The organism is Rhizobium sp. 007, from assembly GCF_015353075.1.
Lineage (GTDB): Bacteria > Pseudomonadota > Alphaproteobacteria > Rhizobiales > Rhizobiaceae > Rhizobium.
Genome location: NZ_CP064187.1, coordinates 205,558 through 232,271 on the forward strand (window position 1 = coordinate 205,558; position 26,714 = coordinate 232,271).

The window sequence follows — 26,714 nt, forward strand, 5'->3', positions numbered from 1 at the left end:
GCGGTGGAGAGGGGCCAGGCCGACGGCCTTCACTCTTCGCAGAGACCTGCACTAGCTGCGAGAGCTTCAGCCAGCCGTTCGCCCGATTAGTTTCCCAACATTGCCATTTCGTCGGCATGCTTTGCGCCAGCGGGCTCGTCTCGTTCGAGAGGCAGGGTGAACAGAAACACCGCCCCACGAGGTTTATTCGCGGTGGCCCATAGCTGGCCCCCGTGAGCCTCGATGATCGAACGGCAGATCGCCAGGCCCATACCCATACCGGTGGATTTGGTCGTGTAGAAGGCCTCAAAAACGCGGTCCATACTTTGCGGATCCAGGCCTGGACCCGAGTCGCGCACCCCGACGACGACGCCTCCTGAGGCCTCTGCCTCGGTGCTGATCAGCAACTCGCGCTCTTCCTCATTAATGCCGCTCATCGCCTCAATGGCGTTCATGATCAGGTTTAGGATCACCTGTTGTAGCTGGACGCGATCCCCTTCCACGGACGGGAGGCTCGTCGCGAATTCGGTCTGCAGCGTGACGCCTTGCCGGAGCACTTCACTGCCGGTCAAGGCAATCACGTGACGAATGGCTTCATTGAGGTCGAACTGCCCCTTGCGAGGGGGCTCCTTCTTGACCAAAACGCGGATCCGGCCAATGACATCGCCGGCCCGATTGGCGTTCTCGACGATCCGGCCGAGCGCCTGAGCCACCTCCTCCAGATTCGGCGGATAGGTACCGAGCCAGCGCAAGGCCGCCTGGGCGTTGGTAAGCGACGCGGCGAGCGGCTGATTGACTTCATGGGCGATGGAGGCTGTGAGCTGCCCCATGGTGGCGACGCGGTTTGCGTGGGCCAGTTGCCCCTGCGCCTCGCGCAAGGCTTCCTCGCTCTCGCGTAACGCCTCTTCCGCCTGCCGGCGCTCCGTCAAATCGAGGACGAAAGAGACACCTTCGTTCCTGCTTCCTTCCAACAGTGCACCGCCGATCAACACGGGCAGTCGGCTGCCATCTTTCCGAAAGTACTCCTTCTCGAACGGTTGGACTGCCCCGATCAGCTTCAGCTCTGCGACGGTCCGTGCGTCGCGGTCGCGCCATTCGGCCGGCGTCAGGTCCGTCCAGCATAGCCGACCCGAGGCAAGATCCTCCCGGTCGTATCCCACCATGCGGAGGAACGCGTCGTTGGCCTCAAGAATGCGACCTTCGATATCCCAGATGACGATCCCGATGATGTTGGCCTTGACGAGGCGACGGATCTTGGCTTCGCGTTCAGCGAGATCGCGGTACAACCGGTTATTCTCCAGTGAGATCGCCGCCTGAGAGGCGAGCAGCTTCAGCACCGCGATCCGGGCCGGCGCGAAGACCCGAGGGGCGAGGTTGTTCTCAAGATAGAGTACTCCGGTCAGTTGGCCCTGGTTGAGCAACGGCACGCAGAGAATGGAACGAGCATGGTGCTGACAGATGTAGGGGTCCGCGGAAAATGGATTCTGAGCTATGGCGTCGCCGAGAACCACGCTTTCGTTTGTGCGCAAGACATAATGAAGGAGCGATTCCGGCAGCGTGATCGCGGTCACGATCTCATCACGCAGCTGCACCGCGACCGTGTCGCCGCCGGTCGTGGCCTCCGCCGTGATCCGTGACTCACCGCCACGCGGCAGGATCAACAGGCCGCGCTCGGCCCCCGCCTGCTCAACGGCGGTGCGCAAGACCGTGTCGATCAGCTTTTGAAGGACAATCTCGCCCGACACGGCTTGCGAGATCTTGATAACGGTTGCGAGATCGAGTTGCTCGATCGGTGCACCAATGGTGCTGGTTGGAGCAGGAGCGCGTTCTTCCCCTCTCAGGTCAGGATAAAGTTGGTCGAGTTGCCGCACCTTACCGTCGGCGCCCCAGCGCAGATAGCAGCCACGTGCGTTGCGGAGATAGAGACGAGTGAAGTCCTCGAAACCTCCCTGCGCATAAAAGCGGGCGGCGAGTTCATATGCGAGGGCTTCATGATGAATGAAGCCGTTGGCACGCGCCGAGCGGATCGCTTGTTCGTAAAGCCGCACGGCGTCGATTTCGCGGCCCTCAAGGCGTGCTATCTCGGCGCCGACCAGCGCGGCTCGGTTCTCGAAGTTCTCCGGGCAATTCTTCGCATAGATCTGAAGCTGTCGGTGGTGGGCGACCAGAGCCTCCGTATGCCGCGCCCGCTGGTCAGCCGCAGCAGAGTCGCAGCATGCGGCGCGGGCCAAGGCGCCATAGAAATGATGTTCCGGCGTTTCTTCGAAATGCGACACCGATGTCCATGGTAGCCTCTGCGCCCGCAATGACGCATCGACGGCCGCCTCATAGTCGCCCGCAAAGAACCGCGCCTGGAGTTTTCTGACGAAGTAGCAGGTTTCCGCAAGAATCAAATTCGGATCGTCGGAAAACCGGCGTTCGATCTCAAGTTCGTCAAATCCGTCGTCGTCGAAAGAGCCGAATTTCCGGGTCAACCCGCGCAGCGTCCGGACGAGGCCGAGTTGCGCGCTAGCGAGGTCTATGACGAACTGGAACCGCACCTTCTGCGCAAACGTAAGGCCAATCTCCGCTTGGCGTTGCACTTCCGTAAGCGGATCTCCCGCCGCCAGCAGGTTCGAATTCAAACTGGCATAGCTGTATCCGGCAAAGGTGAGGTCGCCGCTCTGGTTGGCAATTTCAAGCGCTCGCCGCAAGATGTCGCGGGCGGTTCGGACATGTCTCGTCCACGGTATGACGTGGGCCCCGAAGTCTTTATAAGTCCTGGCTTGGAAGCGCTTCAGTTCGCGCTCTTCGACCAGTTGGCAGCCAAGCCGACCGAATCGAAATCCGGCCGCATAGTCGCCGAAGCGCGGTCCGGCAATATAGCCAAGCGACACATAGTGGTAGCAGGAACCATCGCTGTTGCCTCGCTCGAGGCTCAGATTAACAGCCAGGCAGATCGCCATGCATGCAAGATTCGCATCGGTATGCCATACCGCCCCAACGAGCCGGGTGAGGATATCCAGCGTCGCGGAGGATGCTGGGTCGCTCATCAACGGCAGATCAATGAGCTCCTCGATTGCGCGGCTCCCGAGCTGCGACCAGATCCGGCCGTATTCTCGTTGCACCTCCTCGTCGGCCGGATGCGGCGACCAGTCGATGCCGAGATGCTGCCTCAGGTAGTCGAGACCGACGGCGGCGGAGCGACTGGTCTGACCGAGCGCAGCATAGAGATCGATGCGCAGGCAGGCGACAGCAGCCTTGTCGTCGGAGCAGACAGCACAATTGGAAAGCTGTGCTAACCGCTCCTCCGCGTCCGCCAGCGTGCCAATGAGGAACTCGCATTCGGCTCGGTTCAGCTCAAGCGCGAACGCCAGTTGGTGCTGGCGCTCCCAGGCGTCTTCCGGCAGCAGTGTCGTGCCGGCAACAAAATAGTTGAGCGCCGAGGCGTATGCCGTCGAGGCCCTGGCGCGCCTGCCGGCCAGCAGATTGAACTTCGCCAGTTGCTCGCGCTCCTCAGCTGAGGTGATCAGTGCGGACCCGCGATTGAGCTGGCTGACAATCTCGAAAACATAATCGTCAATCAGCTCCGGCGCAGTGTTCGCCGCAAGCAGTCTCCCTATGCGAAGGTGCAACTCGCCGCGCCGCTCCTCCGGGATCAGCGAATAGGCAGCTTCCTGAACGCGATCGTGGACGAACCGGTAGGCGCCTGCCAGACGCTCGAGCAGTTCATGAGCGACGGCAGGCCACAGGGCCTCGGGGACTTGCTCCTCCGGGGTTTCGAGGACGAGTGAAAGCATCGTGGTATCTGCGATGTTTCCGAGACAGGCGAACCGCTGCAACGCCTCCCGCGTTTCGGGCGGCAGGCGCGCGAGCTTGCCGACCATGAGGTCCACGATGTTGTCGGTGTATCCCTTGGCGTGAATGCGCTCGAGATCCCAGGACCAGCATGCCGCGTCGTGATCGAAGGTGAGCATTCCCTCTTCGGCGAGCGAAAACAGGAACTGACGGACGAAGAACGGATTGCCGCCGGTCTTGTCGAGCATCATCTGTGCGAGCGGGGCTGCACGCTCGGGCTGACAGTGGAGCGCATCCGCAATCAACTGCCGGAGATGGTCTTGAGTAAGCGGCGCAAGCGTGATTTCCGCGACCTTGCCGCCGGCGGTCTTGATCGCGTCAAGCTTCCGCATCAAAGGATGGGCGGCGGTGACTTCGTTGTCGCGATAGGCACCGATCAGGATGAGCTGCTGCAGATCCGACCGGGTCAGCAGATCCTCCAGCAGGTCGAGTGTCGCCGCGTCGAGCCATTGGAGATCGTCGAGGAACAGCGCTAGCGGATGTTCGGGCCGGGCAAAGACGCTGATGAACCGCCGGAATATCAGCTGGAATCGCCGTTGCGCGTCCTGTGGCGGAAGTTCAGCGACCGGCGGCTGGTCGCCGATGATGAGCTTCAGTTCGGGGACGAGATCGACCATCAGCTGTCCGTTCGGCCCCAGCGTTTCGCTCAGCGCCTCGCGCCACGGTGCCAAATCGGCCTCGCTCTTGGCGAGGAGCCCCTTGAGCAGGCCCTGAAAGGCCTGCGCCAGGGTCGCATAAGGGATGTCGTGCTTATACTGGTCGAATTTGCCGGACGCGAACAGCCCGCGCGGCGGCACCAGGACCTTGTGGAGTTCATTGACCACCGCCGACTTGCCGATGCCGGAATAGCCAGAGACCAGCACCAATTCCGGCGCCCCGCTCAGCACCACGCGGTCGAAGGCAGTGAGCAAGGTCTCGACCTCGCGCTCCCGCCCGTATAGCTTCTCGGGAATCAGCACGCGGTCCGGGATATCGCGTTCGCCGAGCGGGAATGCATCAATCCGGCACTGCACTTCCCATTGGCTGAGACAGCGGCTCAGATCGTGCTCGACGCCGCCTGCCGTCTGGTATCGTTCCTCGGCCGTCTTGGCGAGCAGCTTCATGACGATGGCCGAGACGGCGGCGGGGATTTCTTTCAGCCGCTCGGTGGGCGGCACCGGCTGCCGTGCGATATGGCAGTGCACCCATTCCATCGGATCGGCAGCCGTAAACGGCAGTACGCCGGTGAGCATTTGATAAAAGGTCACACCAAGGGCATAGAGGTCGCTGCGGGCATCGATCGAGCGGTTCATGCGCCCGGTCTGCTCCGGCGCCATATAGGCAAGCGTTCCGGCGACCACTTCGGGTGGCTCGGGCGCCTGCCGTTCGCGGGAGAGGCGCGAGGCGATGCCGAAGCCGGTGAGCCGCACCTCGGCGCCTGAGCCCGTTACCAGGATATTGGCCGGTTTGATATCCTTGTGGACGAGGCCGCGCTGGTGGGCCCTGCCGAGCGCAGCGGCGATGCCGATCGCGAGGCGCAGGAAAAGCTCCGGTTCCATTGCCGTTCCGAGCCGCCGGGCGAGCGGCTCGCCGCCCGGATCTTCAAGCACCAGCATGGTCCGACCGCCTTCGCGCACCAACTCAAGCGGTCGCACCGCCCATGCGCTATCGAGCTCATCCTTCAATCCATATTCATGGTCGAGGCGTTCGAGGCTTGAAAGTGTCGGGTGCTCGAGGGCCGGAAGCACGACCAGTACCGGGTTCCACTTGCCGTCGGCGCTCCTGCGCCGTTCCCGGTGGAACACGCGATCACCATCCTCCCAAAGAACCTCCAAACTGCTATCTCCACCAACGCCGAAGAACGAGGATGTGCTTATTTGCCGACTTCGTCACCTCGCCTGTCTCATTTGGCACTGCCACTCTCGTTTCGGAGATCTGTCCAATCACATTGGCCAAAGCGAGCACATATGATGAACCGTAACACCTGCCTTCTTACCACATCTCGCCTGTTCGTCCCAGCGGATCAACCGAGCGGCTATACCCGCCCCCCGCAGAGCTTCGGAGGGAGGAGCCGGCGAAGCTTGTTGGTAGCAAGGGGGAAATTCGCTACCTGCCTGTCGTGAGGCAACGACTAGAGACTAGCGATCAAAAAGACGACGGAAAATTATACGGTGGTTTCTCCTTGCGATACTTTGGAATACCAGCATCGAGCCCATCCGCGAACGTGCTCAGCGAGTGACATGTTCATCGATCGGCAATACCACCGTCGCTCCAGGCGCGTTAGCCAGCTGAAGCAGGCACTGTCAACAACCATCGGCTATTGAAAACTATCCAAGCGTATAATGTCGTCTCCAGCCGCCTTGTCTTAGACTCGAAGCGATCCTGAAACAGGGAGCGGTCATGATGGTATTCCCATACTTTGTCCCCCACGCGTCCTCGGCATCCAACACCAGGAAAGCCAGTGTGTTGGTCGCGGATCCGGAGATCGACGTTTTTTCCCCTCTTGTTACACGTCTCCTTTCTGAGGGACTGGCGGTTCGGCTGGCCACGAGCGTTGCAGGAGCCAAGGCGCAGCTTGAAAACGACGTGCCCGATTTCGCACTGATTGAACTCAAATACGTTGACGGCAATGGTTTTGAGATTGTCGAAGCGTTGGCAAATCTAGGCACTACACGCGTCGTGGTCCAAAGTATCTACTGCAATATCAGCACGGCGGTCCGTGCCGTCAGAGAGGGAGCCAGTGACGTTTTGCCGAAACCGATGGAGGTCGATGTCGTGCTGGCCGTGCTGCTCGGACGAAATCTCGATTCGGTGCCGATACCCGATACGATTTCGCGGCCCGAGGCCGTTCGCATCGAGCATATTAAGAGAATTTACGCCATGTGCGGGGCGAACGTATCGCGCACTGCGCGCACGCTTTGTATGCATCGAAGAAGCCTCCAACGCATCATGGCGCGGGATTCCTTCTCACTATAGACACCTTGAGCTCAGCTGCCACCCCATGCGGCGTCTCGTATGATCGAGACGCCGCAGACAAAGATCGCGTTCGTCGTCAGCACGGAGCCCCGACCGCCTAGAGCAAATCCAGGAATAGTACGGATCGCTTTTCGGCCCGGAATTGCATAAAACAAAAAGATAGTTCAGCTGTGGCGACTCCGTTTTGGCCGAAGCTGCACTAGCGATGGCGCTCCGGCACCTCTGCGCTCATGCCGACCACATTGGTGCGCTCATATCCCATCCCGCCGCCCGTACTTTTTGACAAGGGTTGGTCCCCCGAATCGCACGGCCATTGTCCCCCGACATCGCCATTGTTGATCATTCGCCTGCCATCTGTTCCTTCAGGCTTGTCTTCAACAACCCAAACTTGGCAGAGAGCACTTGTAACCGTGAACCCCGGCAAACCCACATGCCGTTCCATTCGGTCGGTCTTGAGCGCGCGACCTTGTCTGCCATGCGAGAGGTCCAAAAAGAAGCCTCCCGGGGGTTGGGAGGCTCAAGGCGGGCCGATCGGGGGCGATACGGCCTGGGAGGAGGAAGGAACCCGTACCATAGAGGAGGGCTCCCGCCCGGGCTATTGGCCACCAGGAAGGATCGATTACCAATGAGGAGGGGGTGACCTATACGCGCGGCAAGACCTTTATGAGTGCGTTTGCGGCTTTCCCGGCGCGAGCATCAGCTTGTCAGCCATACGCGCCAGTTCGGGCAAGGACCTGGTACCCATCTTCTGCATGACCTGGCTGCGGTGAACCTTCACGGTAATCTCGCTCACGCCTAGGTCGCCGGCAATCTGCTTGTTGAGTCGTCCGGTCACCACCAAAGCCATCACCTCGCGCTCCCGCGGGGTCAGGCTATCGAAACGCGCGCGCACCGTCGCCAATGCCTTTTCATTTTCAAGCCACACGCGGTCGCGCGCCAGGCCGACGTGAACGGCGTCGAGCAAATCCTGGTCTCGGAACGGTTTCGTCAGGAACTCGACCGCGCCCCCCTTCATCGCCTGGACAGACATGGGAATGTCGCCGTGCCCGGTGATGAAGACGATCGGCAGCTGAATATTTTCTCGTGACAGCTCGAGCTGAAAATCAAGACCGCTTTGTCCCGGAAGCCGGACATCGAGCACGAGACAGGTCGGTCCGTTGGGTCGTCCAGACCTGAGGAAGTCGTCCACAGAGGTGAGGAGTTTCACGTCAAAACCGACGGAACGCAGCAGACTGCCAAGCGCCTCGCGGATATCCGGGTCATCATCGATGACAATGACGGTTGCCTCGGTCATTGCCAGCGCCCCCCAAAGTCAACCGAAGCTTTAGGACGTACAGGATCTGCACCCACTGCAGCAGCAGCGGGCAAATCCCAACCAGCAGAGCGCCAATGACGCGATGAGAACACTCCTCCTCTCTCCTTCGTCGCTGCCGAAACGGAGTTTTTTCACACACCAGAATGCGCGCTAATTACCTCGGCCACAAGGCTAAATGCGGGCTGCCCAAGAGAGCGCTTGGGCGTCCTGCGGTCTGCCATGGCGCGCCGATGCGCCACATGGCCGGCGTCTGCCGTCACAAGGGGACGCGCGGGGTGCCGCAAGTATCAGGGCGGCGTGAGGCAAGCAAACCTCAAGCACTAGCGACGCTGTGCCGAGTGAATCCGGCATTGATTGATGAGACGTCAGCGATTGAGTTCGACCAGTCGCCGCACCTGGCCAAGCCGCAGCCAAAGCTCCTGGTGGCCGCGCGGCTGTCCGGCCATTTCGCCACCCTTCCGCGCGTCACAGTCGAGACCTTCCTCGCACCGCCGACTAGCCCGACGCGCGCCTGGCGCCGCTTTCGCAGGGCGCGTCGATCTCAAAATTACATCGACTGTCTCATCCCCATGTTGCGGGCGCTCCTGGGCAGATACCGCACTCGTTGCCGCAAGCCTCACACAATCTATACGATCGTATAGCTTGCGATGCCTTTGTCGCCGTTAGATACTAAATCCATCCAGTCAAGCGCGCCACAACGCTCATTCGGTACGACGCCGATCGGCGAAGTCGGGAGGCGGCAGTGTCTACCAAGAAACCTCTGATTGCGATCGTCGATGACGACGAGTCGATGCGCGAGGCTATCAAGGGGCTCATGAGGTCGATGGGATTTGACGCCGAGACCTTTTCATCCGCGGATGATTTCTTGAGATTCCCCCATATCCGCCGCACGGCCTGCCTTGTGACGGACATCAACATGCCCGGAATGAGCGGGCTCGATCTGCACCGCCGGCTCGTCGCGCTGGGCAAGAGCATTCCGACTGTTCTGATCACCGCCTTTCCGGAAAAGAATGTGCGCGCGTCTGCGTTGGGCGCGGACATCGTCGGCTGCCTGACAAAACCGTTTGGCGAACAGGTTTTGCTTGATTGCATCCGTTCTGCGCTGGCTCTCAGTAGCGAGGGCGAAAGCGGTTCATGAGGTCGCAAAGACCACTCCTAGGCAAAGCGCGCTGCACCTCCACTTCAATCCGGGGTCCAACGGCTTCGACGTAACCACGACCTCTGGGCTTCGATCCGCCGCAGCAGGTCAAGAAAACTCAGGCGAGAGGCGGTACCAACTGGCGGGGGCGGGAACGCTAGGGATCAAAGCGCATCCAACCTAAAGCCACCCCCCTGAAAATCCTGCATGTCGCAATCCGATCACCAGAGGCTTGCATCGACGCATGATGTTCCAGAGCAAACCGGTTCGATAGTTTTCGATCATCAGCACCACCGGGCCTTGGTCAATGCCAAAGTGATAGGGACTCACCCACCATCCGGTCGGACTGTTTTCCACGGCATAGGTCTGGTTGAACGACGGTTTGAAACCGTAAAGGCGCGTCATGCCGAGCTTCATTCGCGCAAAGTTGCGAACAGTCGGCACGACGATCTCCGGCGCGAACGGCAGCGAGGCGACAACGGCCCATGGCGCGACGGTGCCATCGTCAGGTCCGAAGGGCGCGCCACGGGCGATGTAGTCGAAGAACTCCCGGTCGACGCCATTGATCGCCCGCTTACCCCAACCTGGTCCGTCGCAGGCGGTAAACCCCCAACAATATTCCCCGTAGCCCGCAAAACGCATTGGGTTGCGAATTGCATATTCCTGCTGCACGAATGATGCCTGCCGGCTGTTTTCAAAGTAGTCGCTGTGGTGCTGGCGCATGAACTCGTCACGAATGCCTCGAAAGTCTACCCACATGTGCGACAACTGGTGGGTAAAAAGCGGCCCCGAATAAAGCAATTCGCGACCATAGATGTTTCTCCATTCATAGCTCGCGGTGTAGGCGGCGTAACTCTCCGGAGGCAGTGGATGGGTTGGCGATCCCAACCCGAGAATGTACAGCAGCAGACCCTCATCGTAACCGCGCCAACGATAGGGAATAAACCCGCTTTCCGGGTGCCAGCCATGCGTCAAAGTGGGGCCGCCATCGCAAGCCCACATCCAGTCGGCTCGCTCGTAAAGCGCCGTCGCAAGCTGGCGGATTTCTGCCTCATCGACCGTATCGCCGTCAAAATAGGTCGCTGCGGTCAGGGCTCCGGCGAACAGGAAAGCCGAATCGATGGTGGACAATTCGCATTGCCAGGCCCGGCGGCCCGTTTCGATGTCCAGAAAATGATAAAAAAAGCCCATGTACCCGGATGCGTCGGGCTCTGGCCCCTGCGGGCATTCCATCAAAAACCGCATTCGCTTGCGGGTGATCTTTGCAGCGAATTCGCGGATGATTACCCCGCGCTCGACAACAACGGGGATTGTCGCCAGGGCCATGCCAATTGCCGCGATGCTTGCCGGGGCATTCGGTTCGGTTTTGTCGCGAACCAGACCGTTGTCCGGGTTCGTGCATTGGAGATAGTAAAGCAAGGTGGTGAATTGCAGCCGCCCCAGATCCTGGTCGGTTGGCAAACGGTCGAAGGCGCGGTCGGTCGACATGATTTCGGGCATGATTGCTAACCCACTATGACGCGGATGTCGTGCGTGTCCCCGTCTTCACTAAGCCGCACATTTCTGTCCGCCATCGGTCTTTCGTCCAGTATGACGGCCCCCACTCCTCGACCGATCCCCTCTGAGTTATCGAAACCGATACGGTACGTCGCCAATCCATCTTTGTGTCAATAAAGCTGCTAGGTCGAACAACTGGCGGGAACTCAAGGTTCCCAATGCCTCGGCTCGTCAACAAGCGCTGGCGCGGATCGGCCGAAATCGTTGCAAATGACTTCAGAACAGGGAGGAAAAACCAGCCGATCCAAACACTCCCACCGTTGCCTTCGGCGCTGACTTTCATCTTTCCAATCCTATCAGCCGGGTCTCCAAACTGGAATAGCCACTGCGACCTCCGCCAAAGCCTCGCAGGATAAGGCTTCCTGCGCATCTGTAATCCCCCCACCGAGGAAGTTTAAGCGCGATAGATTCCGGCAATCTGGTGGAGCGGGTTAAACCAAAGGCGGAAATGAGCATGCCTAGAATTCAGAAAGTCTTCCGCAAGTATTATGGACCGAGATAACGCTTGGGACTAGCTTCAAAGGTGCCAACTGAAGGGAAATGCCCGCAACCAAAGGAAGCACAGTATGACTGATATGCTGGAGCAAAATGATCCTGCCATCGAAGAACTGATGAAAGACGCAATAACCAGTTACATGCTGGACAGTTTCGAAGTCGAGGATCGGTTGAAGGCAGCCGTCCAGAAGATCGCCGTGGAACTGCTTGCTGAAGAGCTGGCTGCTTTGAGGGAGAAGGCTGCGAAGGCCAAGTCGTCGTATACCCAGGTCGGAGATATGTTGACAGCAGCGGCTTAAGGCTAAGGTCGGTCGGATATTTCCCAGGTCTACGAGCGCAGCACCCCAATCCCGGGCAATTTGATTTGAGTGCGGAAATCACCCGCTCGGTCGCCAGCAAAACATCAGCCCCAATACAAGCATCCTCGCCAAAATGTCAGCTGGTTACCGAGCGCGAGGCTTGGGACGTTTTATTCGGCGGGCCGAGGTCCTACCCACACGCCCGCTGGTATCGCGGGGATACTATTCGCCAATCCGTCGAGCATGCCTTGCAAGACGCTCTCCGTCAGCGCCTCCATCTTGTCGTTGGGGCCGACGAGGCGGTCTACCAGCAGCAAAGTGAGACCATGCATTTGCGACCAGAAAATTAGAATAGCACCGTCAATCTTCCGCGTATTTGCGGCCGTGTTCGGAATGAGCCGCCCGAGCGCCCCGTCGCTTATCGCGTCCACCAGAAGCGCTTTCATGTTCTCTGCCGCAGTTCTTTCGACAGCAGGGCGCCCATTGTCCTGACCGGTAAGATAGCCGCCGAACATCAATCTGTAGAGCGCAGGATTGTTGACGCCGCCGGAAACGTAAGCGCGCGCTATAGCTGCCAGCCGCTCGCGCGGACTGTCGAGTTCTTTCGTCGCGGCGGTCATCTGCTTTGCAAGGAGCTCGAACCCTACCGCCGAGACGGCCGCCAGCAATTCACGCTTGTCGGCGAAATGTTTGTAAGGGGCGTTATGACTGACGCCCGCGCGACGGGCGAGCTCCCGAAGCGAGAACTCTGTGCTTTGGGATTCGCTGAGGACATCGAGTGCGGCCCCGACGATCGCCCTGTGCAGGTCACCATGGTGGTAGGGGCGCGTCTCTGTGCTGGACATGTCTTTGGTCATGATCGTCCATTTAGGTTTATAAGTTGCGCGTGTCAACTTTTTACGCAAACGATGTTGACAATGCCCACTCTAACCCTTAAGTGGGCGATGTCAACATCGGGCGATGGCCCATTACACGCATCAGATTGGAGACTGCGACGAACAGCGCAGCTCTCTTTTGGTCGCAAACCGTACCGGAGAAAAAAATGCAGTCCTTTCGATTGCTGGGAATTGGTCTCGCCTGTGCATGTCTGGCTGCTTGCGAAGACAAAGCCGAAGTGGCGCCGCCGCCGCAGCAAGTGCGCGTCGTTGCGGCTGCCGAGGCTCAGTATCAACAGGGTGCGGAAATCACCGGTGAGGTGAAGGCGAGAGTTCAGAGTGAACTCTCCTTTCGCGTCAGTGGTCGGGTTCTTGAGAGAAAGGTCGACGTTGGATCGCATGTTCGCGCCGGCGACGTCCTTGCCCGGCTCAACGACACGGAACAACAGGCGGACGTGCGCGTCTCCCGCGCGGCACTGGAATCGGCGCAGGCCGTTGTCAGACAAAAGACATTGGCTTTCGAGCGATCAAGGTCGCTCCTGCGGTCACAGGCAGTTCCGCGGGCGATCTTTGATGATGCCCAAAAGGAACTGCTGAGTGCGCAGGCTTCCTTGGAGGTCGCCGAGGCCGCGCTCGCGACGGCCGAGGACGCGCTGTCCTACACGGAGTTGAAGTCCGCCGCAGACGGAATCATCACGGCGCGCAGCATAGAAGAAGGGCAGGTGGTGTCTGCAGCACAGTCCGCCTTTACGCTCGCCCACGACGGCCCGCGAGACGCGGTATTTGATGTCTTCGAGGCATTCTTTCTGGATGGCCCGCCGCTGACCGACGTGGATGTCGCGCGAGTGACGGACCGCGCGCTCGACGTGCACGCCAAGATTCGGGAGGTCTCTCCCGTGATAGACGCAAAAGCCGGCACAATCCGGATCAAGGTGGGGCTCCAGGAGGCCGCGCTATGGCCGCTCGGCACGCCGGTGGTAGGCAAGCTCCGTTCACCGCCGCGCCAGGGGATCGCTTTGCCCTATACCGCGATCGCGTCCGCCAAAGGCGAACCAGCCGTATGGCTGGTCAACCCCGAAAACCGCTCCGTTTCGCTCCGCAAGATATCGGTCGGCCGTTACCGCCAAAGCAATTTCGTCGTGACCAGCGGCGTCGCGCCGCACGACCTGATCGTCACCGAAGGCGGAAAGTTCCTCAAGGAAGGCCAGGCAGTCGCCTGGGAAGGCAAGTGAGATGACCCTCAACCGCATATGCACCTCTCTTCCACTTATTCTATCAGTCTCCCTGCTTGTCGGCTGCGACCAAAGCTCGGTTGCAGGAGAGCAGGCAGGTCCCCGTCCTGTCAAAGTTGTCATCGCTGCGGCCGAACGGGACCAAGCGGCAAGCTTGCCTGGCGTCGTGCGAGCCCGCATCGAGACCGATCTGGCGTTCCGGACTCTCGGGCGGATGGTGTCTCGCAAGGTCGATGTTGGCGACCTGGTCCACAAGGGCGATGTCCTTGCGGAGATCGATCCTCTCAGTCTGCAGCTCGTGGTCAAGAGCGCGGAAGCCGATCTGCGCAACGCCCAGGCCCAGTTGGAGAACGCCGCGACGACCGAAATGCGCAAGCGAAGGCTCGTCCAGAGCAATGCAGCCAGCATTGCCGATCACGATCTTGCCGAACAGCAGCTCAAGTCGGCTGCAGCCAATGCTGCGAAAGCAACGGCCAGCCTTGCCAAGGCGCATGAGCAGCTTGGCTACTCCGAGCTGAGGGCCGAGTTCGATGGCGTCGTCACCGCCACGTTCGGAGAAATGGGCCAGACCGTCTCGGCGGGCCAGCCTGTCTTGAAGCTGGCACGCCTGGAGCAGCGCGACGTGGTCGTCGACGTTCCGGAGGCGCAGTTCAGCAATATTCGCCTGGACGACCGCTTTAATGTCGCCCTTCAGCTTGACAGCAGGATTCGAGCCATTGGTGTCGTCCGCGAGATCGCGCCTCAGGCCGATCCGAATACCCGCACCTATCGGCTGAAGGTCGCCATCGATCGTGCGCCGGACATCTTCCGTCTCGGCGCAGTGGTCACCGCAACACCGTTTGCCGAAGAAAGGAAGCAGGCGATCGCGCTGCCAGTCTCCGCTATCCGCAGCGAAGGCGGTGCCAGCCACGTATGGGTGGTGGATCGGTCGCTAGCCACAGTCACCCCGAGGCCGGTTCAGCTCGATGGCCGGGCGTCCGACGCCCGCTCCGTCCGGGTTCTGTCCGGTCTGCGGGAGGGAGAAGAAGTCGTCATCGCCGGAGTCAATGAACTTGCCGATGGACAGAAGGTGAAACTCGAACAGGAGCCACGCCCGTGAATAAATTCAATCTTTCTGACTGGGCGCTCGAGCATCGTTCTCTCGTCTGGTATTTCATGATCATGTTCGCAGTGGCGGGCGCCTTTGCCTATCTGGCGCTCGGCCGCGAGGAAGATCCATCCTTCACGATCAAGACGATGGTGATCCAGGCCCAATGGCCCGGCGCTTCTGCCGAAGAAGTGACACAGCAGGTTACGGACCGCATCGAAAAGAAGCTCCAGGAACTCGACAAGCTGGAACATACCCGCAGTATCACGACCGCTGGTCAGACGATCGTCTTCGTCGACTTGTTGCCGGATACAAACGCGCGGGACGTAAAGCCCACCTGGTCGCGTGTCCGCAACTTGATCGACGATATCAAGCACGAATTCCCCCAAGGCGTGGTCGGACCCTTCTTCGACGATCAGTTCGGCGACGTCTATGGCAATATCTTTGCCTTCACGGGCGACGGCCTTAGTCAGAGGGAACTGCGCGATTTCGCCGAAGGTGCCCGAACGCAGATTCTCAAGATCCAGGACGTCGGCAAGGTCGACATCGTCGGTGCGCAGGATGAGGTGATCTATCTCGAGTTCTCCACCCGCAAGATCGCCGCCCTCGGCATCGACCGCGCCGCCATCATTGCCACGCTGCAGGCGCAAAACGCCGTCACCCAGTCCGGTTTTGTCGAAACCGGGCCGGAGCGGGTCGCTTTGCGGGTCGGCGGACGCTTCATCTCCGAAGAGACCTTGCGTGGGATCAATCTTCGGGTAAACGACCGCTTCTTCCCGCTGACCGACGTCGCAACGATCACCCGCGGCTACGTCGATCCGGCGACGTCGCTCTTCCGCTTCAACGGAAAGCCGGCCATCGGGCTTGCGATTGGTATGAAGACGGGCGGCAATCTGCTTGCCTTCGGCGAAACGCTCGAAAAGACGATGAGCAAGATCGTACAGGATCTTCCGGTCGGCGTCTCCGTTGAACAGGTCTCCGACCAGCCGAAAGTGGTTGACGAGGCAGTGGGTGGCTTCACGAAGGCCCTGTTCGAGGCGGTCGCGATCGTGCTCGCGATCAGTTTCATCAGTCTCGGGTTCAGGGCCGGCCTCGTCGTGGCAATCGCGATCCCGCTCGTTCTCGGCATCACCTTTATGGTGATGCTCTATACAGGCATATCCCTGCAGCGTATCTCGCTCGGAGCGCTGATCATTGCGCTCGGCCTCCTCGTCGACGACGCCATGATCGCCGTCGAGATGATGGTGGCACGGCTGGAAATGGGTGACAGTCTCAGGAAGGCCGCCACTTACGTCTACACGTCCACCGCCTTTCCGATGCTGACCGGCACGCTCGTGACTGTCGCGGGATTCATCCCCGTCGCATTCAACAAGAGCAGCGCGGGCGAGTTCACCTTCACCCTCTTCGTCGTTATCGCCGTATCGCTTGTCGTCTCCTGGATCGTTGCCGTCCTGTTCACGCCTCTCATCGGCGTGACCTTGCTGCCGAAGACGATGAAGAAGCATGCCGAGCACAAGGGCCGGTTTGCGAAAGCATTCTCCAGCATGCTGCAATTCTGCCTGCGCTGGCGCTGGATGACGATCGTCGCAACAGTCGTTCTCTTCGCAGGATCGATCGTCGGCCTGACGATGGTGCAACAGCAGTTCTTCCCGAGTTCGGATCGGCCGGAACTGATCGTTGACTGGAATCTGCCGCAGAACAGCTCAATTGCCGAAACGAGCCGCCAAATGGCTCAGTTCGAACACGAGATGCTGGCCGGCAATCCTACGGTCGAGCACTGGTCGACATATGTCGGGAGAGGCGCGCCGCGCTTCATCCTTTCCTTCGACGTGCAGCCGGCTGACGTTTCCTTCGGTCAGACGATCATCGTTGCCAAGGGACTCGACGCCCGCGACAAGCTGAAGCAAGAAGCGGAAGCCTATCTTCAGAAGACCTTTCCCGGAACGGATGCCTATGTGAAGCTGCTGGAAATCGGACCGCCGGTCGGCAAGCCGATTCAGTACCGTGTGTCCGGCGAAAATCTGCAGACGGTGCGCGACCTGGCACAGAAGCTTGGATCGATCGTCGGCACTGATCCTTCCCTAAGGAACCTTGCCTTCGACTGGAACGAGCCGGCCCGCGTCGTGAAGATGGACGTGCTACAGGACAAGGCCCGACAGCTCGGCGTCTCGTCCCAGGATATCGCAATGGCGCTCAACACCGTCGTACAGGGAAACGCGGTGACGCAGGTCCGGGACAACATCTATCTGGTGGATGTCATCGGCCGTGCCGCAGAAAAGGAGCGCGGCTCGATCGACACCCTGCTTGATCTGCAACTGCAGAGCAGCAGTGGTCAATCCGTCCCACTGTCATCGGTCGCAACCTTCCACTATGAGCTCGAACAGCCGACGATCTGGCGGCGCGACAGAGTTCCGACCATCACGATCAAGGCCGGGATCGGCGATGCAACCCAGCCGGCGACCGTCGTGAAGGCGCTCTCCGACAAGGTTGCGGCCTTCGAAAAGACGCTGCCGGTTGGGTATTCCGTTGCAGTCGGCGGCGCGGTCGAGGAAAGCGCCAAGTCCCAGGGTCCCATTGCAAACGCGGCACCGGCCATGTTCGTCATCATGGCGACGCTCCTGATGATCCAGCTCCAGAGCTTCCACAGGCTCTTCCTGGTCTTCTCGGTTGCCCCGCTGGCGCTGATCGGCGTCGTCGTTGCGCTGCTTACCAGCCATGCGCCGCTCGGCTTCGTCGCACTCCTGGGCGTGCTCGCGCTCGTCGGCATCCTCATCCGCAACTCCGTGATCCTGATCGTGGAGATCGAGGAATTGCGAGCCGCGGGAAGGTCGCCCTGGAAGGCGGTGGTGGAGGCGACCGAACACCGCATGCGGCCCATCATGCTCACCGCCGCAGCCGCGACCCTGGCGCTAATCCCGATCTCGCACGAGATATTCTGGGGACCCATGGCCTATGCGATGATGGGGGGTATCGTCGTGGGCACGGCACTAACGCTCCTCTTCTTGCCGGCGCTCTACGTTGCCTGGTTCCGGATACCCCGTGAAATCGAGCAGCCCTGAGATGACAACATCCTTCTTGCTCCCTGGGCGCACTGCCCAGGGGCTCACCCTGCTTGGGTTCGTTCAGACGATCGCTGCCATCCATCGCGCGTGCATCGGGCGAACCGTCCCGCTTCTTCTAATCCTATGTCTCGTTGCATCGGGTTGCGCCAACCGGGTGCAGGATGTTCTTCAGCCTCTCGCCGTAGCCCCGACGGACACGAACCGGGTCACCATGCTGGTCGCCACGACGCGCAAACCGTCGCAGGATCCTGGCAAACTCTATTCCGGCGACCGCGGGACGGCGATTTCCCTCAACAGCGTCGATGTGTCCATACCTCCCGACCGCAACCGCAAGATCGGGGAGGTGCAGTGGCCTTCACGCATGCCGCCCAAGCCGGAAAGGGAGTTTGCGGTCACGGAAGTCGCGAAAGTCCGGTCCGAAGGCCAGGCCCTGGACTGGTACCGCAGGAATCGAAACTCCAAGCGTCAGGTCATCATTTTCGTACATGGATTCAACAACACCTATGCCGACGCGGTCTTCCGCTTCGCGCAGATTGTCCATGACTCCGGAACCGACGCCGCGCCGATCCTCTTCACCTGGCCGTCGCGGGGGCGCGCGTTCGACTACCTCTATGACAAGGAGAGCGCCAACTACTCGCGTCGGGCGCTGGAGGATCTCATCCTTCAGGCCGCAAGAAGTCCTGATGTTCAAGACGTGACGGTTCTCGCTCATTCCATGGGAGGCTGGCTTGCGGCAGAGGCGTTGCGCGGCGTCGCCATGCGCGAAAAATCAATCCCGGCGAAGGTCAAGAATGTCATACTGGCCTCGCCGGACATCGATATCGACGTGTTTCGTCGTCAATTCGTTGAAATGGGGCCAAAACGGCCGCATTTTGCAATCCTGACGTCGACACGCGACAAGGCCCTGGAGGTCTCCAGTTGGCTGTCTGGCGGGGTCGACCGCGTCGGTGGATCCGATCTCAGGCCCTATGCACCGTTGCTCGAAGAACTCGGCGTTTCTGTCATCGACACGACCGCCATCGCAACGAGCGATCCGCTCGGCCACAATGCCTTCGCCGACACTCCCGAGATCGTGCGCCTGCTCGGGCGGCGGCTGGCGGGACAGAGCCTGGATGGCGGAAAGGCAAGCGTTACGAACCAGATCGGAATGACTGCGGCCAATTTCGCCGGTTCGGCAGCGCGCGTAGCCGTTGCGGCTCCCGTCGCGGTCATCAATCCGGAGGCGCGCGAGGTCTTGAAGCGCGAGCTCTTGAAGCGGGAGCTTTCTCCGGGCGGAGGACAGATCGTGGACGGGCAGATTTCCTACTGAACCGAAATGCGCGCCTCAATGAGATGACCAATCTGACGAACGCGCGTCCAGCATGGCCCTTCGGCGGGTCGCCTGCACGATGACCAGATGATCTCAGAACGTCGAAACGACAGGGTGCCGCCGCAAAGGGGCGCGATAGGATTGGCAAATGGAAAATGGCACAACGATCGAGGGCACCAGCCGGTGCGTCACATCGAATGCCAGCCGGTTTTCGCGGGTTCCGGTATCCATTTCTGCCTCGGTCGTGAGAGGCAGAATCGCCTCAGCTAGAAAGAACCATGGCCCAATAAGGTATGTTCCGGGAAGACGTATTGTGCGCAACGGCCACGCCGAGCCCGTTATAGCGTCCCAGCATGTTTTCGAGATGGTGCTGCGAGTTGATCCAGGCCGTCACCGCCGCGTCGACGCTCTGCTGGCCGGCGGCGATGTTTTCGGCCGCTGGAAGCTGCACGCCACTTTTCGTCACGCGCGCGCCGAAACTGTCGGCCATGCCCATCAGATGCGTCATCTTGCCGGCGCTTGCCATTCGCTTGGCCTGGTAGATTGCCGCAGCGCTTGCCGCCGGATCGACGCGAAGCGCCGTCAGGCCGTTTTTGGCACGAAGCTGGTTGACGAGCGGCAGCGCCGCTGCCGTCTCGTCGTCCCCGTCCGAAGGCGTGGAGGACATTCTGGGTGCGGTCGTGCAGCTTGCGACGCCCGTCAGGAGGACAAGGCCTGAGATGCGCAGCAGATTGCGCCTGGAAAGATCGATGGATGTCATGTTTACCGGCGGAAGTTGAAAAGTCGGATGATAATGAAGATCGGAATGACGACCGTTGCACCAAGCAGCAGATAATCACCGATGCGGCCGAGAGCCGAAAAACCCCGGTACCAGATCTCGCGGATGAAATCGCGGATGCTATAGACGAGGTCCAGCGGCGCCCATCCGAAAACGGTCATCACGAAACCGACAATCAGCGAAACGACTAAGAGCTTCACCAATGTGCGGCCGAGCGAGTCGCCCAGAAATTTGTTTACCTGATCGGACATGCGCCATCTCCTGTTTGCCCTGAAATACGGTTGCGGCGCGTCGCCCGCAAGCCTTTTCCGGAACCGGCCGTTCCGCCTCTGAAATAGGACTTGAGTTTTTTTGTGGCCGCCGCCAAATGCGCAGGCATTCAACGGGCCACATCATGCAGCAAAGCCAGCTTTCCTCCGGCGACGTCATCGCCGACCGCCGCGCCGACTATGCGAAGATGCTTAACGAGGGCGGCGAGCCGGATGCGGCCGCCGAACTGATGGAGCAGGCGCTGGAACTGACGCCCGTCTGGGCTGCCGGCTGGTATCGCCTCGCGACCTACCGGGAGAAGGCCGGCAAAGTGCAATCCGCGATCGAAGCCTATCGCAAGACGCTGGCGCTCGATCCCGAGGATATCTTCGGTGCAAGCCTCAAGCTCGCCCTGCTCGGTGATTCCGAAACGCCGGACCGGCCTCCGAGCCGCTATGTCGAGCGGCTGTTCGATGATTATGCCGCCCGTTTCGAAAGCTCGCTCGTCGAAAAGCTGGATTATACCGTTCCGCAGAAACTCGCAGCACTTGTCGCTGCCACCGGCCGCAAATATTCGCTGGCCGTTGATCTCGGCTGCGGCACCGGCCTGCTTGGTCCGGAAATTTGCGCCCGTGCCGGGCGGCTTGAAGGCTACGACCTCTCGCAGAACATGCTCGCCAAGGCCGAGGAGAAGGCAATCTACGATCACCTGGCCCAGGCCGACCTTTCTCTTGCGCCAGAAGGCTCAGGCGTCTTTGCGGATGGCGCAGAATACCGCGCTGATCTGATCGCGGCTGCCGATGTGCTCATGTATCTCGGCAATCTCGAAAGCACCTTCGCAATCGTCGATCGCCTCGCCACATCCGGTGCGGATTTCGCCTTTTCGGTCGAAGACGCGGGCGAGGGAGACGGTTTTCATCTCGCGCCGTCGCTGCGCTACGCTCACACGGAAGCCTATGTTCGCAGCCTTTGTCGCCGTTACGGTTTCGAAATCATCGACACCGTCAAAACCACGATTCGAAAGGATGGCGGCAAACCGGTCGCCGGCATTCTGTTCCTTGCACGGCGATAGCCTTTTGCGCAAAAATGTTGCGAGTTGAAAATAGGTCAGCATTACTTACATATTTCGCTTGCTCGCAACGGCGAAAAGCTCGATAATTCCCATCATAGCTGACCGGCGCCGCGGAAGAACAAGCAGGAACGCCTCAGCCTGTTCACCATACGATCCGTCGCGCGGGGACTTCTCCGGCGCTTTCCTCTTCTGCTGTTGGAGATTGCCGCCATGGCTCAACGCATCGGTGCCCTCGGTTTCTGGAACACCAGCGCAACGCGCCATACGCCGCTCGAAGATGTGCAGGGCATATTCTCCGGCAGCCTCGTGTCTGCACTCGGCCTTTATGTGCTCGCCAGCGCCGGGCTTCTCACCGGCAGTACGGCCGGCATCGCCTTCCTGCTGCACTATACTTTTGGCGTGAATTTCGGCCTTGCCTTCTTCCTGCTCAACCTGCCGTTTTTCTATCTCTCCTGGAAGCGTCTCGGCATCGCCTTCACGATAAAGACCTTTGTCGCCATCGGTCTCACGTCGGTGCTTGCCGATGTGCAGTCGCGTTTTTTTGAGATTTCCAGCATCCATCCGGCCTGGGCAGCGCTACTCGGCGGCCTGCTGCTCGGCTTCGGCCTACTTGCACTTTACCGCCACCGCGCCAGTCTCGGCGGCGTTGGCATTCTCGGCATCTACATGCAGGAGCGTTTCGGCATCCGCGCCGGTCTCGTGCAGCTTTCCGTCGACATGTGCGTGCTTGCCGCCGCCTTTTTCGTCACTACGCCGCCGGTGGTCATCTATTCCGTTCTCGGCGCGGTCGTCCTCAATCTCTTCCTGACCATCAACCACCGCGCGGATCGTTATATCGCGCTGTAAGTTCCCGAAGCGGCAGTTCAATCATAAACAAATCGTAACTTGCCTGCTCTCAGGCTGGGAGCGACACTCGCCCCGCGCCGGATAGATGAGGTGAAGACATGTCAGAGTTGGAAAAGCTTATCAGACGCCGCATGAACGAGGAGTACGCCAAGGGCTCCTCAGCGGAAAAGATCGCCCAAGTCATCCGTGAGATTATCAATAACTTCGATGGATCAGGTGCCCGTAGCAACTGATCGACATTTTTGCCGACCCGATTTTCATCGGGTCGGTCGCTTCAAGCTGTGCCTCAGGCTTTTTGCTGCGCGAAAAATTCAAGCAGCCTTCGCCGGCTGATCGATCGGATGCTGGCTGCGGAAGCCGACGGCCAGCCGGTTCCAGACGTTGATCGTGCCGATCGCCACCGTAATTTTGGTGACTTCCTCCTCGCTGAAATGCGCTTTGAGGGCTTCGAAGTCCGCATCGGGTGCGCCGGTCTCCGCGATCTTCGTGACAGCATCGACCCAGCCGAGCAGGGCGCGTTCCTTCGCGTCATAGACTGGCGATTCCTTCCAGGTGCAGATCAGGTTGATCCACTGTTCGCCAAGGCCGTCATGGCGGGCTTCCTTGACGTGCATGTCGACGCAGTAAGCGCAGCCGTTGATCTGCGAGGCGCGCAGCTTGATGAGGTGGATGAAGCGGCGCTCGAGGCCGGAGCTCTGGACATATTGCTCCAGGGCGGCAACCGCCTTGTAGGCTTCCGGCGAGGCCTTTGCGAAGTTGAAACGTGCCTGCATAATCTTTCTCCTTTGGGTTATGGCTCAGCGAGCCTTTTTGCGTTCGTGGGTCTCAAGGAATGCGCAGCCGCGTGCGGCGATCCCGCCATCATCTGCGGCGGAAAGCTCGATCAGGATGTCGGCGATACTGATCTTGGCGAGTTCGGTGCGGTAGGCGCGCTCGGCTTTCTGCATCGCAGCGCTGATCTGGCAGGGCTTGGCGAAATAGCGCTGCGGCAGCGGGTTTGGCCCGCGCTGGCGGATTTCCCCACAGCGGAACGCTGGTGCCGGTCCTTCGACGGCAAGCACGATATCGAGCAGGGAAATACCCTCTGGAACTTTCGCAAGCTTGTATCCGCCCTTCGGTCCCGGCACCGTGTCGAGAATGCCCGCGCCGGACAGCGCCTGCAGGTGCTTCAGCAGGTAACTCGTCGAAACGCCATGAAACTCTGCGATCGCAGCCGCCGACAGCACGCCGCCTTCCGAAAGCCCGGAAAGCATCGCGACGCTGTGGATCGCCTGTTCGACGCCGTCACCCATTTTCATGCGGGGTCCTCTTCAATTCATGGATAAAAAATATCCATGAATTGTCGATGTGTCAACAACCGATCGAAATCCTGCTTGCCAAGCCCGAACGGCTGGATAGAACAACCGAAAATACCAAGGGGAAAACAATGGCAGAAAAAGCCGCTCTCGCCGGACTTGTGAACTCGTCGTCGGACAGACACTCGCTTTTCGATGACGCACAGGGACTTGTGGCGGGCAGCATGCTCGCTGTGCTCGGCGTCTCGCTTCTCTCCAGCGCCGGCCTTCTGGCAGGCGGCACGGCGGGCATGGCATTCCTGCTGCACTATGCGACGGGCTGGAGCTTCGGCCTCTGCTTCTTTGCGGTGAACCTGCCGTTTTATTATCTCGCCTTCCGCCGCCTCGGCCCCGCCTTCACAGTCAAGACTTTTGTGGCGATTGCACTTACCTCCGTGCTTTCGGAAATCGCGCCGCGTTTCATCGGGCTCTCGCACGTCGATCCCGTCGCCGGTGCTCTCTTCGGCGGCCTGGTCATCGGCGCGGGCATGCTGGCGCTGTTCCGCCATCGCGCAAGCCTCGGCGGTATCGGCATCCTGGCGCTTTACATCCAGGATCGCTTCGGCTGGCGCGCAGGCTTCGTTCAGCTCGGTTTCGATGGCCTCGTCCTGGCGCTCTCCTTCTTCGTCGCCAGCCCCTTCATCATCGCCTGCTCGGTGCTCGGCGCCGTGGTGCTCAACCTCACGCTCGCCATCAACCATCGCAAGGACCGCTATATCGCCATGTGAAGCGCGGCCGCTCTTCTATTTCACGTCGGTTTCATTACCTTTGTCCCGTGGACCAGATCGATACCGAAGCCCGCGCCGCCTTGCCCGCCCCCTTCATCCGCTGGTTCGCGGAAAAGGGTTGGCGGCCGCGCGCTCATCAGCTGGAATTGCTGGCCCGCGCCGAAGCAGGCGAAAGCACGCTGCTGATCGCGCCGACCGGCGCCGGCAAGACGCTTGCCGGTTTCCTGCCGGCGCTGACCGATCTCACCCGCCGCGGCAAGCGCCGGCCGGGTGCCGCCTTTAAAGGCATCCACACGCTCTATGTTTCGCCGCTGAAGGCACTTGCCGTCGATATCGAGCGCAACCTCATGAAGCCGGTAGGGGAGATGGGACTGCCCGTCACCGTGGAGAACCGCACCGGCGATACGCCGAACGCCAAGCGACAGCGCCAGAAGCTCAATCCGCCCGATATCCTGCTGACGACGCCGGAGCAGGTAGCGCTTTTGCTCGCCAACAAGGAAGCCGAACGCTTCTTCAAGGACTTGAAGTATGTCGTTTTCGACGAGCTCCATTCTCTGGTCACGTCGAAGCGTGGCCACATGCTCTCCCTTGGTCTTGCCCGGCTACGCCGCCTTGCGCCAGGCCTCAGCACCATCGGCCTCTCCGCCACGGTTGCCGAACCGATCGACCTGCAGAAATGGCTGGTTGCGCAGGAGGAGGGCAGGGAACGGCACGCAGGTCTCGTGACCGTCGAAGGCGGCGCCAAGCCGGATATCTCGATCCTTTCGACGGATGAGCACATCCCCTGGGCCGGCCATTCCGCCAGATACGCAATCCCCGATATCTACAGGCAGCTGACCGAGCATCAAACGACGCTGCTTTTCGTCAACACGCGATCGCAGGCCGAGATGCTTTTCCAGGAACTCTGGACGGTCAACGAGGAAAACCTGCCGATCGCTTTGCATCACGGCTCGCTCGATGTCGCCCAGCGCCGCAAGGTGGAGGCCGCGATGGCGGCTAACAGGCTGCGCGCTGTCGTCGCCACCTCGACGCTCGATCTCGGGATCGACTGGGGCGATGTCGATCTCGTCATCCATGTCGGTGCGCCGAAGGGTGCCTCGCGCCTTGCCCAGCGCATCGGCCGTGCCAATCACCGCATGGACGAGCCCTCCAAGGCGATCCTCGTTCCCGCCAACCGTTTCGAGGTCATGGAATGCCAGGCAGCCCTCGACGCCAACTATATCGGCGCACAGGACACCCCGCCCGTCGGCCGCGGCGCGCTCGATGCGCTTGCCCAGCACGTGCTCGGCATGGCCTGCGCCGAACCCTTCGATATGCTGGAACTCTACGATGAGGTGAGGAGCGCCTCGCCCTATGCCGATCTCTCCTGGGAAACCTTCGAGCAGATCGTCGATTTCGTCGCAACCGGCGGCTATGCGCTGCGCACCTACGAACGATATGCGCGCATCCGCAAAACGAAGGAGGGCCTCTGGCGTGTCTCCAATCCGCAGGTTGCCCAGCAGTACCGCTTGAATCTCGGCACCATCGTCGAAAGCCCCATGCTGAACATCCGGATGGTGAAGCGCGGCGAGACAGGCAAGATTGGCCGCGGCGGCGGAACCCTCGGCAAGGTGGAGGAATATTTTCTCGAACAGCTTTCTGCGGGAGACACCTTCATCTTCTCAGGCAAGGTACTCCGCTTCGAAGGCATCCGCGAAAACGAGGCGCTTGTCTCCCAGGCCTTCTCCTTTGATCCGAAAATCCCGTCCTATGCCGGCGGCAAGTTTCCGCTTTCGACCTATCTTGCCGACCAGGTGCGATCGATGCTCGCCGATCCCGACCGTTGGCACCGTCTGCCGGATCAGGTCCGCGACTGGCTGTCGCTGCAGAAGGACAAGTCGATGCTCCCGAAGCGCGACGAACTGCTGATCGAGACTTTTCCGCGCGGCAGCCGCGCCTACATGGTGGCCTATCCATTCGAGGGCCGCCTCGCGCATCAGACGCTCGGCATGCTGCTTACCCGGCGCCTGGAGCGGGCCGGCGCCAAGCCGCTCGGTTTCGTCGCAACAGATTATTCGCTCGGCATCTGGGGGCTGGAAGACATGGGCCTGATGATCCGCAACGACCGTCTCGGCCTTTCCGATCTCTTCGATGAGGATATGCTCGGTGACGATCTCGAAGCCTGGCTCGACGAATCTTTCCTGCTGAAGCGCACCTTCCGCAATTGTGCCGTGATTGCAGGCTTGATCGAGCGCCGTCACCCTGGCAAGGAAAAGACCGGACGGCAGGTCACCGTGTCCGCCGATCTGATCTACGACGTGCTGCGCAGCCACGAGCCGGACCATATCCTGCTACAGGCGACGCGCCAGGATGCAGCGAGCGGCCTTTTGGATATTTCCCGGCTTGGCGATATGCTGAGACGAATCAAGGGCCACATTACGCATCGCGCGCTGGATCATATTTCCCCGCTCGCAGTGCCGGTGATGCTGGAGATCGGCAAGGAGCCTGTTCACGGCGAGGGCCACGATGCCGTGCTCGCCGAAGCGGCCGGGGATCTGATCGCCGAAGCCATGGCTTGATAATGCAGG

Annotated in this window: 19 protein-coding genes; 11 read left to right on the forward strand and 8 right to left on the reverse strand. The window is 60.4% G+C overall.

What is annotated here, in order from left to right; translation table 11 throughout:
• Window positions 1-86: 86 nt before the first annotated feature.
• The gene (locus tag ISN39_RS01015; RefSeq protein WP_194728881.1) at window positions 87-5,630 is read right to left on the reverse strand and encodes an AAA family ATPase; all 5,544 of its coding nucleotides are present in this window, start codon (window positions 5,628-5,630) and stop codon (window positions 87-89) included.
• Between the two features lie 628 nt (window positions 5,631-6,258).
• Between ISN39_RS01015 and ISN39_RS01020 the strand changes: the two genes are divergently transcribed.
• Entirely contained in the window at window positions 6,259-6,771 is a 513-nt protein-coding gene (locus ISN39_RS01020; protein ID WP_194728882.1) for a response regulator, read from the forward strand.
• 661 nt (window positions 6,772-7,432) lie between these two features.
• On the opposite strand, the gene ISN39_RS01025 is transcribed toward ISN39_RS01020, so the two are convergent.
• Entirely contained in the window at window positions 7,433-8,065 is a 633-nt protein-coding gene (locus ISN39_RS01025; RefSeq protein WP_194728883.1) for a response regulator transcription factor, read from the reverse strand.
• 763 nt (window positions 8,066-8,828) lie between these two features.
• Between ISN39_RS01025 and ISN39_RS01030 the strand changes: the two genes are divergently transcribed.
• Window positions 8,829-9,224 carry a response regulator gene (locus tag ISN39_RS01030; RefSeq protein WP_194728884.1) on the forward strand — a complete coding sequence of 132 codons (396 nt, stop codon included), beginning with the start codon at window positions 8,829-8,831 and terminating at the stop codon, window positions 9,222-9,224.
• Window positions 9,225-9,404: 180 nt separating this feature from the next.
• Here ISN39_RS01030 and ISN39_RS01035 read toward each other — a convergent pair whose 3' ends face one another.
• Window positions 9,405-10,724, reverse strand: coding sequence for a glucoamylase family protein (locus ISN39_RS01035; protein ID WP_194728885.1), 1,320 nt, complete (start codon window positions 10,722-10,724; stop codon window positions 9,405-9,407).
• Window positions 10,725-11,347: 623 nt separating this feature from the next.
• Here ISN39_RS01035 and ISN39_RS01040 point away from each other — a divergent pair.
• A complete protein-coding gene (locus ISN39_RS01040; protein WP_074066569.1) occupies window positions 11,348-11,575 on the forward strand; it encodes a hypothetical protein in 228 nt (75 codons plus the stop codon).
• Window positions 11,576-11,745: 170 nt separating this feature from the next.
• Here the strand turns inward: ISN39_RS01040 and ISN39_RS01045 are convergent, their stop codons facing one another.
• Entirely contained in the window at window positions 11,746-12,432 is a 687-nt protein-coding gene (locus tag ISN39_RS01045; RefSeq protein WP_194728886.1) for a TetR/AcrR family transcriptional regulator, read from the reverse strand.
• Window positions 12,433-12,617: 185 nt separating this feature from the next.
• On the opposite strand from ISN39_RS01045, the gene ISN39_RS01050 reads away from it, so the two are divergent.
• From ISN39_RS01050 to ISN39_RS01065, 4 genes are read left to right on the forward strand one after another with little or no spacing between them, the layout of a single operon-like run.
• A complete protein-coding gene (locus ISN39_RS01050) occupies window positions 12,618-13,682 on the forward strand; it encodes an efflux RND transporter periplasmic adaptor subunit (RefSeq protein WP_194728887.1) in 1,065 nt (354 codons plus the stop codon).
• Window position 13,683: 1 nt separating this feature from the next.
• Window positions 13,684-14,781, forward strand: a complete 1,098-nt coding sequence (locus ISN39_RS01055; RefSeq protein WP_194728888.1) for an efflux RND transporter periplasmic adaptor subunit — start codon at window positions 13,684-13,686, stop codon at window positions 14,779-14,781.
• Window positions 14,778-17,828: an efflux RND transporter permease subunit gene (locus ISN39_RS01060; protein WP_194728889.1), complete on the forward strand. Its 3,051-nt coding sequence runs from the start codon at window positions 14,778-14,780 to the stop codon at window positions 17,826-17,828. The genes ISN39_RS01055 and ISN39_RS01060 overlap by 4 nt, the downstream gene beginning before the upstream one ends.
• A 1-nt stretch (window position 17,829) precedes the next feature.
• Window positions 17,830-19,140, forward strand: coding sequence for an alpha/beta hydrolase (locus ISN39_RS01065; RefSeq protein ID WP_194728890.1), 1,311 nt, complete (start codon window positions 17,830-17,832; stop codon window positions 19,138-19,140).
• A 262-nt stretch (window positions 19,141-19,402) separates the two neighbouring features.
• Here ISN39_RS01065 and ISN39_RS01070 read toward each other — a convergent pair whose 3' ends face one another.
• A complete protein-coding gene (locus ISN39_RS01070; protein WP_194728891.1) occupies window positions 19,403-19,900 on the reverse strand; it encodes a CAP domain-containing protein in 498 nt (165 codons plus the stop codon).
• A gap of 2 nt (window positions 19,901-19,902) precedes the next feature.
• Window positions 19,903-20,169 carry a DUF6460 domain-containing protein gene (locus ISN39_RS01075; RefSeq protein WP_022718289.1) on the reverse strand — a complete coding sequence of 89 codons (267 nt, stop codon included), beginning with the start codon at window positions 20,167-20,169 and terminating at the stop codon, window positions 19,903-19,905.
• Between the two features lie 143 nt (window positions 20,170-20,312).
• Between ISN39_RS01075 and ISN39_RS01080 the strand changes: the two genes are divergently transcribed.
• Both ISN39_RS01080 and ISN39_RS01085 read left to right on the forward strand, forming a co-directional pair.
• Window positions 20,313-21,239, forward strand: coding sequence for a tetratricopeptide repeat protein (locus ISN39_RS01080; protein WP_194728892.1), 927 nt, complete (start codon window positions 20,313-20,315; stop codon window positions 21,237-21,239).
• A 210-nt stretch (window positions 21,240-21,449) separates the two neighbouring features.
• Window positions 21,450-22,085: a YitT family protein gene (locus ISN39_RS01085; RefSeq protein WP_194728893.1), complete on the forward strand. Its 636-nt coding sequence runs from the start codon at window positions 21,450-21,452 to the stop codon at window positions 22,083-22,085.
• A 311-nt stretch (window positions 22,086-22,396) separates the two neighbouring features.
• Here the strand turns inward: ISN39_RS01085 and ISN39_RS01090 are convergent, their stop codons facing one another.
• Window positions 22,397-22,858: a carboxymuconolactone decarboxylase family protein gene (locus ISN39_RS01090; RefSeq protein WP_194728894.1), complete on the reverse strand. Its 462-nt coding sequence runs from the start codon at window positions 22,856-22,858 to the stop codon at window positions 22,397-22,399.
• Between the two features lie 24 nt (window positions 22,859-22,882).
• Complete coding sequence (locus tag ISN39_RS01095; RefSeq protein ID WP_074066576.1) at window positions 22,883-23,383, reverse strand: Rrf2 family transcriptional regulator; 501 nt, start codon at window positions 23,381-23,383, stop codon at window positions 22,883-22,885.
• 128 nt (window positions 23,384-23,511) lie between these two features.
• Here ISN39_RS01095 and ISN39_RS01100 point away from each other — a divergent pair, with 128 nt between their 5' ends.
• Entirely contained in the window at window positions 23,512-24,147 is a 636-nt protein-coding gene (locus ISN39_RS01100; protein ID WP_074070156.1) for a YitT family protein, read from the forward strand.
• A 47-nt stretch (window positions 24,148-24,194) separates the two neighbouring features.
• Window positions 24,195-26,705 (forward strand): ligase-associated DNA damage response DEXH box helicase, encoded by a 2,511-nt coding sequence (locus ISN39_RS01105; RefSeq protein ID WP_194728895.1) that lies wholly within the window; start codon window positions 24,195-24,197, stop codon window positions 26,703-26,705.
• Window positions 26,706-26,714 lie beyond the last annotated feature (9 nt).